The organism is Bifidobacterium sp. POST2/T3 (B1), assembly GCF_058197115.1.
In genome coordinates this window covers 1-12751 of record NZ_JBVPQK010000055.1, presented here as the reverse complement: position 1 = coordinate 12751, position 12751 = coordinate 1, and the positions used below count along the sequence as shown (strand labels likewise).

Annotated in this window: 6 protein-coding genes and 1 tRNA gene; all 7 read right to left on the bottom strand. The window is 54.1% G+C overall.

Annotated features, from left to right (window positions below):
- Positions 1–987: type I-E CRISPR-associated protein Cas7/Cse4/CasC (gene cas7e, locus AC0AP0_RS04310; RefSeq protein ID WP_490429485.1), on the bottom strand; the 987-nt coding region annotated here is incomplete at its 3' end.
- A gap of 105 nt (positions 988–1092) precedes the next feature.
- Positions 1093–1833, bottom strand: a complete 741-nt coding sequence (gene casB / locus AC0AP0_RS04305; RefSeq protein ID WP_490429484.1) for a type I-E CRISPR-associated protein Cse2/CasB — start codon at positions 1831–1833, stop codon at positions 1093–1095.
- Positions 1830–3587 carry a type I-E CRISPR-associated protein Cse1/CasA gene (gene casA, locus AC0AP0_RS04300; protein ID WP_490429483.1) on the bottom strand — a complete coding sequence of 586 codons (1758 nt, stop codon included), beginning with the start codon at positions 3585–3587 and terminating at the stop codon, positions 1830–1832. Before casA ends, casB begins: the two co-directional genes overlap by 4 nt.
- A gap of 72 nt (positions 3588–3659) precedes the next feature.
- Positions 3660–6827, bottom strand: coding sequence for a CRISPR-associated endonuclease Cas3'' (locus tag AC0AP0_RS04295; RefSeq protein ID WP_490429482.1), 3168 nt, complete (start codon positions 6825–6827; stop codon positions 3660–3662).
- 418 nt (positions 6828–7245) lie between these two features.
- A complete protein-coding gene (locus AC0AP0_RS04290) occupies positions 7246–7737 on the bottom strand; it encodes a holo-ACP synthase (RefSeq protein ID WP_490429481.1) in 492 nt (163 codons plus the stop codon).
- A gap of 1945 nt (positions 7738–9682) precedes the next feature.
- Positions 9683–9756, bottom strand: a tRNA-Gly gene (locus AC0AP0_RS04285).
- A gap of 2104 nt (positions 9757–11860) precedes the next feature.
- Positions 11861–12751, bottom strand: an 891-nt coding sequence (locus AC0AP0_RS04280; protein ID WP_490429480.1) for a hypothetical protein, incomplete at its 5' end; no start/stop codon positions are given.

Genomic DNA, 12751 nt, shown 5'->3' with positions numbered 1-12751 from the left:
ATCCTGAATCCTGCGCAGCTCCGCAACCAGCCTGCGTCCAGCGACTTGTGAGATAGGCTGATCATGCTCAGCCGCAACCGGACGTTCAAAGGCTTCCACGGCATTAATAGGCTGGCTGTCACGGAAGGCCACAATGCAGGTCTCGGGTAGAGTCCTATTGGCGTAGGAATTCTGCTTGCCGGTCGGCATGGATCGGATGAAAGCCTCTACGAAGACCGAAGCCACTCTCGCAGTGGCCTCTGCATTGCCAATCTGCTCCTGCAGGGCATCCAGGTTCACGGTCGCGTAGCGATACAGTGTGGATGAGTTGAAGCCGACGGAGTCGATCATAGCCGCACCGGCGTTGTCCGCTTCCGTGCAGTCATCAGCGGCAGTGAAATAGTCGTACTCAGGCTTGATGGCATCCACGGAGATGGCATGAGCCACCTGAGCGCTGGCATCCGTATTCAGGTCAGGGGCATCAGCCAGCATACGGCCGAACAGGGCGATGTCGACCGCCTGTTCACCGTGGAAGACCGCCGATACTTCCTTCTTCATGGCCGAATCCGGAGCTTTGGCCAGATCCTTTCCCTGATCCATCCATTCCAGTGCGATAGCAGCCAGCTTGCCGATTTCGGTGTTGCCGATGAAGATCAGATATTGAGTGACCGGCTTACCACTGGCTGCTCCTGCGCGAGTGGAAGCGACGACCTTAACACCGGTGGCCTTCAAGACCATGGAAGCGTAGCTTTCAGCCCGGTCCGCCGATTCAGGCCGTTGATTAACCATGGCCTTTACGATCAGCTCGACTGCATTCTTCGTCCGTACCCCCAACTGTTTCTTGTCCAGCAAAGACTTGAAGGTCTCGCGCATGGCCCGCTTCCAGGCCTGGCTGGAGACTCGCGAGCGCAAGACACCGCCATACTGAGCTGTCTTGGGATTACCCGTTTCGTCACGATTGATGTTGCTCGGCGGGACGTTCTGAACTGCATAAATATCCATAAACATGGCTTTTCTCCTTAATATTTATTTTTTGAAAATCAGTGATCTTGTGTATGTGTATCTACTAGATGGCGAATCATTCGAGACAACCTGTCACCATTGACCGTGTTACTAGACTTCAGCTGTTCTATTGGCCTTCTCACCCTCTTTCGCATCCGCTGCCTTGTGCACGGCGTAATACTGACGAGCCCAACGGTGAAAGACAGAGGCCCTCCGACCAGGCAGCTGCAGCAGATAAAGATCTTGGGCGAAAGCCTGATAGTCCAGCTGCACATCCTGATTCCTCATCATCCTTATCAGCGAATACAGCTGATGCCGGATGCCCTCGAAATCAGGAGCATCCTCCATGATTTGCAGCCTTCGAAGAACCGGGGTGGCCTTGGAACCGTCCTGGTCGGCGTCAATCATGCGGCAGGCGCGGCCGAAACTGTAGCAGAAGCGCTCGGATCGCTTCCGCTGCTTAGCCTCGGCGCCATTCCCTGTGCCCTTATGATCAGGCATCCAGGCCATACCCTGAGATTTCGACTGCTGATGAAGGGCATACATCTGCAGGGCAGTGGCAATAGCCCGTGTTTCCGTGACGATATTGGGGTCATTGTCGAGGGCTGGGTTTCCCAGGGTATCCTGGGGCCAATCCTCATATAGATCAAACCCGACATTCATCCACCGCACTCTGCCATCATCAATGCCCCGACGCAGCAGAGCCAGATGAGCCCTGGCCACGCTGCTGGCCTGAACCGTGTAGGCGTACTGCAATTTCCCGATCCGGTAGTTGGCATACCGCCCGACGGCCTGTTTGCGGTCGTCGACTGACAAGACATGCTCGTTCGTCATGGTGGCTGCAGTCATCATTGAACCTCCTTTTCATTTGCGGTCTCGCCCTCACGCGAGGGAAGAGGACCTAGATATTTATTCAATTGGCTTAGGAATCTATCGAAGATCTGCTCAGAAGATCGGACACCATTGGCCTTGGGCAGGAAAGACGGCGCCGGAGACTGATCGCGGTACCCACCAGCCACCGCAATCAGATCCCGATGAATGGCCTGGAACCAGTCATTCCGGTAGCGTTCGATGTCTTCTGAAGGACCGAACTCCGCAATCCGCTGTCTGAACAGCTGATCAAGGGAAGCATATGCACGTTCCTTGACGCGGGCTACTGCGGCGTAGAAGCGGTCCTTCTGCGCTTTGTCGCCTGCGGATTGGTTCAACTGGGCAACCATGGAGTCCAACGCCTTGACGGAATCCTCAGTACGCTCAACAACCTGAACCACCACATCCACGGCAGGAGCATCCAAATGGAGCAGTTGAAGGTTTGCATCAAGCGAATCATCAATGGCATCCGAGAAGAAGCTGTTCTGCGGGCCATAGATCATGCTCTGGGTGTGGATACGAGCCATCTGCATCACTTTTCCTGACCCGGCTTCATCCTGATTCCAATTCAGCAGAGTCTCAACCCACCGAATAACACCAGGACGGGTGTCGTCAGTCTGACCTGCACCGTTGCTTCCTGCACTGATCAAAGGTTGCAGTTGCCGCCAAATGGCCTTGTCGGAAGTGAATGTGACTGGCATGCGAGGCGCTGTCGGCAGTCCCAGTTTCTTCCGCAGATTCTCGCTGCCGTAACGCCAGGCTGTCATAGGCTCATAAGCGTCCATATTGTCAGCGCTGATGACATCGCCATAGCAGACGACGATGCCGACCACACGGGAACCTGAGTCATCAGGCACCAGCCTTACCCTGCGTGATTGCAGAGTGAGCATGTCCACAATGCCCGTGGGTTGATAGTCAGGATCCATGTCAGGGCCGGCCGGCTCGCGCTCCCAGGGCGCCAAATCACCAGGCTTGCCGAACCAGATATCATCATCTCCGCGGCCTCTGGGATTGATCAAGCACCAGTTGAGCATCAGGGTGGCGAACAAGTTGTCCTGTTCCAAATAAACGTTGCCCAAGGCGCCCAGCCAGCCGGTTCCCACCTTGGACTTGGGCGGATAAACCCTGTTGCGCAGAATATGGGTCTCTCCGTCCACCGGCGATTTGATGCCTGCAGGGTCATAGGCCTGGAGAAAGACCAGCCATCGGGCGGCCTCAGGCAATGTAAGCGAGTCCAGGTCGTTCTTGGCGCGCATGGAAAAGAGAAACTTCTTGGGCTTAGGCACGTCAGCCTGAAGTTCGCCAATGCTGTCATACTCTTTATCCTCGGACGAGTAGGTCAATCCCGGTGTCTGGTAAAAAGGATGCTCCGGGTTGAACAAATCGAACCGGTCGTGATAGCGCTCAAGGTAATCGTCAATTACTTGAGGGTCGAACTGCCCAGTCTGCCAAAGCGTCCACCACAGCTGCAGCAAGGCTGTCGGATTATCATCCCCGATCATAGGACGAAACCGCTGAGCGTATGCCTGGTAGAGCACGGCTTCGACGGTTCTCAGGAGAGGCAAGGTCTGCTGAGGCATGTCACTTGAAATCTCACGGATTCGATGGGCCTCGACCAAAAGGTCACGCAGGGAGACCAGGCCGACGCGTCCTTTCAAGTATGTAACCCTGATCCAGGGTTGCTCCAAGAGATTGAACGACGGCCGGCCTCCGCCGGTCGCTCCAACACCATTCATTGTCATTGTCCTTTCTGCTTGTTCGATTATTCATAAGTGGAAAATGCCTACACTGGCGAGGCACTGCAACGTTCAGCTCTTTTCGTCCTCGTCGGCTTTCACACAAGTAAGCCCATCCTCACGGGTGTATCCGATAAGGTAACCAAGTACAGTGGCGACAAATCTCCGGCGACCCGAATCGGATTCTTCCTCATCCAATACCAGAGGTAAACAGCCATCCAGCCAAGGAGATTGATGCCATGCATCAACACAGTCACTGGCTCGGAGCTCTAGTTCATTGATCAGCGCATCAATGTCGTGACAGATGCGATCTGGCAGATTTACCGAGCAACGCAACACCACTTGCGCCAGCCGGTTTTCAGGTTCGGTTTTTGTGGGCACAGGAGCCCCGCAAGGTACTGTATCGCTTCCGATCCATGGCAGAAGCGCATACTCATCACCACACCGGCGCAGAAGCACCACCTCCACCGAATCATGAGTGTCTCTGACAGCCTGTCTGGCTTTGGCTTCAGACCTGGCGTCCACAGTGCCTGTAAACAGGTCCACCAAGGTGTGAGACTGGTGCAGCAGACGGGCCGAATCTTTCATCAAATAGACTTGGGCCTTATCGATCTCTTCCGCATCCTTTTGGGCACGCTTGTGAACATCCAGCCGATACCGTTTTTGCCAGGCTTTGGGTATCAACTGTGCAATTGCATCAGAGTCATAAGCCGTGCGGACCAGCGGAGAGATGTCATCAGGAAGATGCAGCAAGCGGTGGGCGCTAACTGTTTGCAGACAAAGCACAGCAAGAGCTTCAAGCAGTGATGCCGGTGGATAGACGCTGTCTATATAGTCAGGAAATACTGGCCCATCCGCGTTCCAGGAGGCAATGCCTCGCAGATAGCAGAAGGCTTTCCGCAGACCAGCTGGACGGTCGCCCTCACCTTGTCCTCTGCGATGGCGATGCAGACGACCCATGCGCTGTAACAACAGATCGACCGGAGCTATATCGGTGACCATAAGATCGAAGTCGATGTCCAGGGATTGCTCCAGAACCTGCGTGCCCACAACAATCAGCCGGTGAGGACGTCCTCCATTGGCTAGAGTTACATCCGGGCCAAGGCGTTCTCGGAGTTCTCGTTCGTTGTCCATACGATCCCGGTCGATGAAGCGTGAATGCGTCAGTCTGACCTGGTCCGGGCCAAATACATTGGTCAAAGCTGCTGCAGTTTGCTGGGCACGGTCTACGGTGTCGCAAATCACAGCGGCGCAGCCACCTTCAGCCAGACGCTTTTGCAGCAAGTCTGACAAATGTTCAAGATCGTCATCAATGACATGACAATCGATGTCCACCGCACGACCCGACGGCTGAACCGATCTAGTCCGGCAGGTCGTTCCAGATGTGTAGGTAATCAGCGGATAAGCATGCAGGTCGTCAAGGTCCTTCTCCTCATTAAAGGGCTGCTTGTCACCTGGCTGTGAAGAGGCAGAAGCTCTATCAATGTGCGGCTTGGAGTAACAATCAGTAAATGCCTCCATGCTTGCAAAACGACGCGGTGCAACCTCGGGGGACTGCTCCGCATGATCATTCGACCCGCCGAGCACCGAAGCATACCCTTTAATATAAGCGTCCACCAGCTCACGTCGCAAAGATGCAGGCAGGGTTGCCGACAGAAGGATGACTGGGTTGTGGAATCCTCCCAACCATTCCAGGGTCCTCTTGAGATATTCACGCATGTAGGTGTCGTAAGCGTGGCATTCGTCGATGATGACAACTTTGTTGGCTAGAGCCAGCTGCCGCAGACTGACGTGCTTCATCTGCAGAGCGGCCATGAGCACCTGATCGATAGTGCAGATCAGGAAGTTAGCCAGCACCCCTTTCTTCCTGCCTCTCAGCCAGTCATTCACCACTGCCTCGGGATAGACGGCCTTTTGTGCACCAGAGCCTTGGAGGACATCCTCATCGAAGACTGATGATGTGGCCGAACCCTCGGCTGAAGTCGCCATTGACATGAATTCCCTGTTGAGAGCAGCTTTGCCATGTCTGAGCGAGGTGGATTTCTCAGAGCGTCCCTCAGGCTGAGGCAATCTATCGATCCAGCTCTTGCACCGTGAGAACATGGCATCGGTGGTGGCCATTGTCGGCAGGGCCACGCAGACTCCTCCCCTGCCTGTTCGTTCCGCCAGGATTTCCGCACAGGCCAGGGCTGCTTCGGTCTTTCCTTCGCCCATGGGCGCTTCGATGACCATAATGCCCGGATCCTTGGTCGTTTCCGCCAAATGTGCGGCCTGCTCCTGGACTGGTCTGGGATTGGCCCCTGCCGGCAGATCAAATCTGGAGGCGAAGCGCTCCCCTATGCTGATCTGCTCGTGAATCGGCTGCCACTTAGGAGGCAGATCGAGGTTACGCCATCCGCGCTCCTGACGTGCCTTAAGACCAGCTCTTGTACGTACTGAATTCATCCGGTCCCAGGTCTGTTCGTCATAGCTCTTAGGGTTGAGCGGCACCAAGGGAAATAGAGCATCGTCGCTGTTGCTGGCGATCCAGTCGGCCATAATGACCAGCCCCTCCAGCACAGATTCGGCATATATGTTTAGACGCCTTCTGCTCAGCCGAGCGAAGTCATCATCACTAAGCTCACACTGCTTGGCCACGAATTCAATCAGTTGGCGCTGGACTTCAGCCCAGTCCTCATAACCCTGAGCAGTGCCCATCCGCACATCCATATCGGACTTGCATAGAGCCTGACGCGTAGGAGGCTGACCATGATGCCCTCCAACGACACAGGCATAGGATTCGGCCACTGACTTGCTCCAATTCCGTACCTGCGTCAGATACGACTCCAGAATCCTTTGACCCGCTATGGGATGGGTAGGATAATTGGTATCCGTAATCGGAACATCAGGGAACCGCAGACCAGCCTGTCTGGGCTTCCACCGCAGGGAGAGATCCTGCATACCAGGCGCATGCGTCAACGGCTTGCTTTGGAAAACCGGGGTTGCCTTACCGATATCATGGACACCGGTGATAAACATGCAGACTTTGCGAGCCAATTCCGGATCACCGACATCGCGGATGATGATCTCTCGGGTGCCCCGGGGCACCCAGTCACGCCAAAGATACCTAGCCACTGCAGCGGAATCGCTCAAATGCGCGAAAACCTGTAGCCAGTCATCCTCGTTAAGCAGATTAGTCTTGCCCCACAGGGACATGGCTATAGCGTCCAGACCCAAGTCTGTTGGTATCACTCCGCTCATTGTTCCCCCGTTCTCAGCCCAGCGATCCTGCCAATTGGACAACTTCGTTGTAACAATTTTTAAGCATAGCACGAAGATTTGGAATATACCAAATTTATAATCTCTTAATGGCACAAGTTGACTTATATACCCTGACTATTCAGGGAGCACATAAAATCCTAATGGCACAAAGGATCATCCCCACAGAAGCGGGGAACACACCTCAAGAAGAAGCTTTATGTAGTCTACACGCGAACCACAGTCAACCCTTAGAGCGACGCATGTAATACATAGAACTGACTGCATTTGTAGCCTTGAACGTCGAATTCGACTTCGACACAGTAAAAGCATCACCCCCACATGCCGAGGACTTCTATTTGGTTGTCGAACACGACAACTAGGAATTAACGCCACATGCGCCACATGTCTTAGCCTAATTTCAGACACGCCTGCATAAAAGCACAACCGCCGAAGCCACCGGCCCGTCATGGCTGAGAGCGATGTGCCAGCACAACTGCACTCGATCGACCTGACCACCGGTTAGAGGCAAGGAATCGTAAAGCCTGGCTTCCACGGAGGACGCTAGATTTACGCTCGGCCGACCTCGGCCGTCGTCCAAGATTTCCACCCCGCTCCAGGGGAAATCATCCAGATCATAGGGCGATGGCTCAGACCCCAGCGCCTGCGACCAAGCCTTGAGCACCGACTCCTTACCGGCCCAGCGCACCGCCAAATGCGCCGTTATATCGTCACGCTTGAGCAGGGCCCGCTGCTCTGCCTGCCGCCGCTCCCGTGGTGAGAACAAGCTTGTCATACGCGTGCCTGGCATGGCCAGCTGCCGGCCGAACTCCTTCAGGTCGACCAGGTCATGTCCCAACCCCAGCACTTGTCCAAACCCGGCATCTTCCATAGGCCCGAGTATGCCCCTCATCGGCCCCTACAGCAAATCATCCGGTCAGGAGCTTGGAGACCACACAACCCATGGTCCTAATCGACGATCACTGCAATCGTGCAGAAATGACCCTGGACAGGAATAAAACCACAAGGAATAAGAGGTTAGCAAGAAGGGAAGGTATGGATAAGAATAGATGAAGTGAGAGTCTGCCATATCTCATAGAGCGCAGTCGGCAACATACTCGGAAGTCAGCGGGCTGGGCCAACCGCACACAAATCATTGAGGAACATTCAGAGCAGCAACTCAGAGGCTCTTCGCAGGGCTTGAAGCCACAGGAATCCAATCCAAGCGGCGATGAGTACGCATTGTCCTTAGCTTGCCACGTACCTGCGAACGGAGATACAGAAAACAGCGGCAAAAGAATCATTAGCGGCTGGACATTGATCAGGAGTTCAAATCACTCGGTCATGTTCTTATGCCTATGCGTGAATCTCAGCTAGAGTGGTTCACACCTGTTTGTTTGTTCGGGAAGCACTGCGACCTTCTCCAGCTCGGAGTGGAGTTGCTTGAGTCCTTCGTTCTCGATGCGCAGTCGAGAGAACGTCATCATAGACAATGCAGGACTACGCTTGTCATACCGAAAATAAAAGCAAGAGGGTGGTGCTTGAAGGGAGGTAATAATGTCAGCTTTATGGTGACGCAGAGTGGCGTCGTACCTGCTTCGCATAGTATTGCCTGCGTCGTTGCTATCGCAGTTGGTGGGGACCATTGCATTTGGAAGATCTTCGCCAGGAGGATCTGCTCAATCCTGGATCGATTGCGCTTCTGTGGCTGTTGCCTGCGTGATTTCCGCATGGTCCGCGCGCAATGGGCAATCCTGGGCGCACCGTCTCCTCAAGCTTCAGGTATGCGATCAGGATTCCAACCTGCCCATATCCGGTCTGAGAATGGGCGTGCGGGAGATAGCGCATCTTGCTGATTTCGCATCGCTCTTCATTGGTTTTCTTTGGCCTTTAGGGATGGCAGAGGGCAGACCTTCGCCGATAAGATCATGGGAACAACAGTGACCAGAAAACAATAGGCGTGCCTGCAATGTCGCGACGACGCCCTGCACCCATCGTGCAGGCATGCGAAGAAGATACGGCTTCCAGCAGCAAGCAAGCTGCAGGCATTAGTGCGCATGGCGCAGCAAACTATAGCTGGGTTTCATCCGTATACTGCTGGCCGCTATGTATCTGCTTGACAATGGCGACCGCCGACCGTATAGCCACGTATATCACCAGCAGTGCTATAGCGATAATCCAGTTAGTCATGGGAATCGAACCCTTAGGGCTACTCATGAAATGCAGGGAGACAAACCCCAGAATTATCAACGCCAGACATAGCAGAACAACAAAGACTGCCCGGCCAGTGGTCACTCCTTTGGGGAATAGACGAGTCACACACTCGACCAGGCAGATAATTGACAGCGCAAAACCGACGAATGCCACAATACTCACTATCATCACCCCGCCAATCCCTTGAACAATGCCCAACAACCATCAACACCGAGGGCTGCCAGCAGTGTCTTTCCTTAAGTGTTCTCGAAATTCTTTCGATCTTTAAGGAAGCGGCAACTTTCTTGTCAAGCTTCATACCTCTTAATGCACCAAGCATACTTGACTGGATATAACAACTCAATTAGCTTTCCATTCTTGGCGGCCCGTTTTATCAACTGTCCAACCTGGTCATAGAACCCAGAGATGGTTCCAGTGGAAATGCCAGTAGCCTCTCCCGTCCTGGACGATTACGATACCTGTGCGACAACTGGGAGGCCTTGTTGCTGCAGTCAGCCGAGCACCTCCGTGTGTACCCTAACGTGTACCCATTCAGCCCGTAAAGTGCCGAATGCTGGGGAAGATTTCGCTCAGTCAGACCCGATCCTGACCGCTCCAAGTTGTTGGAAAACCCGCCGAGAATGACGGAATATCAACGATTATCGTGGAGCGGGCGACGGGAATCGAACCCGCGTAATCAGTTTGGAAGACTGAGGCTCTACCATTGAGCTACGCCCGCAAAGCCGTTGGCTCGGTACAGAGCATAGCACATGGGCCGGCCGGAACATGCAGTAAATTGCTCATCCGAGGTTTAATTCAGCGCGAAACCTATGTAGACATCTCTGGACCGAATCCCTGTGCGACATGGAGACCTGCGCCAATTACCCCTCCCCCACGGATAACCGTGAAGATTCATACAGAAATTCTGGCCCTTGCCGGCCGAACTAATATCAGGCAGTTCATCCACATTGAATAAAAACCCTCTCTCGCCAGTATCGCTTCATTGGGTATGCATGGATCAATCCCGTGGATCCGAGGAACATCTTGCGTGTACCCGCGACTGCCTGAGCACTGCGGGATTATTCATGCTAACGCGGTAGCCACTCATTACTGAATACTATGTATGGAAAAGAACAAATATTCCGCAAGATCTTTCATTTTTACAGAGCGAGGCGAATCGGACTGATATCAAGCCGCCATTCGATCTTGAAGAAAGAAAATAATAGGGAATTGACATTGACAGCGGCAAGTTCGCCGCGCACATCGGCCTCGTCTTTCGACGATGGAAATTCCACTATGCCCGAGCATCGATTGCAATGGCTGAAATCATGCGGACGATAACAGTATGAGCATTAATTCTTCTGATACCATCTAAAGCAACGTCAACAGATATTTATTAAGCAGTTCTCAAAAACGAGAACAGCGGGAAACTAGTAGTTGGCCACAGTTGAGAAGGGAACTATAGCCAAACATAATTGCCGAGTAGTTAGCCTAAGTTCTTCTGCTTTGATTAACGAAGAGATGAGATTTGTTTGCAGATGAGGTCAGATGTCAGCTTGTTGCTGCGGAGCTAGCATCATAACCTATGTGACAACTTGTTCTGCTTCAGTATCGACAGATTGACCCTACCTAATTTTGGCAGCTTTTCATCTTGCAGCTCCTTCTCAAGAAAGGAAATGAAATGATATTAGCCATTAAACATTTTCTGTCACTATGTTCAGATGACCTCAAGAACAATTGGGGTGAGCCAGATTACATGAAGCACCTCGTTGGGGCTACGATATTCGGATTGTGCGGTGTAGCTTTTGGTGTCGCGATGTTCGTTTTATTTCCTTAGACATGCACGATACCTTGCTGCAATATAGTTATATCTACGAGCGCAGCAAACACCGATGAGTGCGGTGTCTTTGCGGAAACGCCGAGTCAGTACGAGCTACCATTATTCACTGGCTGTCGCTTCCCATCAGGGACACCTATCCGTAGGGCAACAATAATCAGTGAGGTTTAGACGACAACATCGTGCACACACGGGGCATGTCTGTCTTTGTTCTGAAAGATAAAGCGGTACTCCTTACAAATCCCTCCAGTCAGCATAGGAACCTTCCAGTCCCTAGGCCTTGCCTCAGGCATAAGGACTCATGTCTAGGAAACCAACTCGAATAGGCAACTGGAAACAGGCGATTCCCTCAATGCAGTAAATCGCCCGATCCGACACCACCAACAACCAGTACCTGCGTCAGCTTTTAAGGGTCCCGCCCACAGCATAAGGGGAAAAATATCGGCGTGGCTATGGTGGTCGGGCTTCTTGGCATGAGTATTATGGCAACAAACCTCAGCCGCAGGAATCCCATAGCAGCGGCCACTAACACTAACACTTCGCACGAGTAAGCGGCCGGACGACTCCCCCAAGACAAGTTCGGCCATTCGGGTGGCCCAGCAATAATCCCAAGTAAAACCTGGGCCACCCATCTACTTTTTTATACCTTTTCATGAATGGGGTCCAATCATGTTCAGGTTATAAGGGCCGCCTGTCCCTCAAGCAGCTTTGAAGCAACCCAATGCACGCCCTTCTTAATCGTACTGAAACCAGATACAGATCGTATGCCTGTGTGGGACAAGACAAGTGAAGGCCATAACCAAGCCTGACGTACCCAGAATCATTTCAATCCACGCTCCCGTGAAGAGAGCAATCACCCGAGTACGAGCAGTTGATGAGATCTATCCATAACAAAAGAGGAGGTGAGCCGTCTGGCCCACCTCCTTGATCAGCACAGTGATTGAACTCTCACCGATTTCCTATTTCCCACTGCAGAGAATAAGAAACCGATCAACTCACACTGCTCTCAGCTCCGGTCGTAGTAGCCGTCGGCACCCAGGCGAGCCTGGGGATCCAGCAGCATAGCCTTCTCAATCTCGTGGCCCACATACCCATGGCCGTCCTCATGGAAGCGGCGGTTGTCGATGGGCTCATAGAGCGGGGCCCGACCCATGCGGCCCTCCTCCAGATGGCGCTGGCCAGCGGCCAGACGGTCGTTAGCCCGGCGACGCCACTCGTCCAGGGCCTCCTGGCCGGAGGTCTTGAGCACGGCTGCTTCGAAGGCTCCAGGGCTGACGATGACCCCGATACCCGAGACATGGCCGAAGCCCAGGGATGTGACCAGCCCGGCCTTGATCCTGCCCACCTTCAAGGGCTGCTCCAGCCAGACCAGATGGTCGTCGCGCTTCAGGACCGGATCCACGCAGTCCAGGGAGGCATTGGCCGGGATCACCCCGGACCGGAAGAGCTGGGTGAGCCCGTTGATCTGGAAGATGCAGGCACCGCCCTTGGCATGGCCGGTCAGGCTCTTCTGGGAGATGACGTAGAGCGGGTTGCCGTCCGTCCGCCCGATGGCGTGGGCCAGGGTGTTGTGCAGCTCGGACTCGTTGGGGTCGTTGGCGTTGGTGGAGGTGTCATGCTTGGAGACCACGGCGATGTCGTCGGGGCTCACGCCCAGCTTGGCCAGCGAGCGCACCAGATCCGAATCCCTGCCGCCCATGCCGGCGGCCAGAGCCCCCAGCCCGGGTGCGGGGATGGAGGTGTGGGCACCGTCCGCGAAGGAGTGGATGTACCCTACCACGCCAGCCACAGGCAGACCCATACGCAGGGCGATGTCGCCCCGGGTCAGCAGGATGGTCCCGCCGCCCTGGGACTCCAGGAAGCCGCCGCGCCGACGGTCGTTGGCCCGGGAGAAGAA

What these genes read in the sequence shown, in the direction of transcription:
- casB (WP_490429484.1), bottom strand. Translation starts at nt 1,833, where the DNA reads ATGATGACTGCAGCCACCATGACGAACGAGCATGTCTTGTCAGTCGAC.
- casA (WP_490429483.1), bottom strand. Translation starts at nt 3,587, where the DNA reads ATGAATGGTGTTGGAGCGACCGGCGGAGGCCGGCCGTCGTTCAATCTC.
- AC0AP0_RS04295 (WP_490429482.1), bottom strand. Translation starts at nt 6,827, where the DNA reads ATGAGCGGAGTGATACCAACAGACTTGGGTCTGGACGCTATAGCCATG.
- AC0AP0_RS04290 (WP_490429481.1), bottom strand. Translation starts at nt 7,737, where the DNA reads ATGAGGGGCATACTCGGGCCTATGGAAGATGCCGGGTTTGGACAAGTG.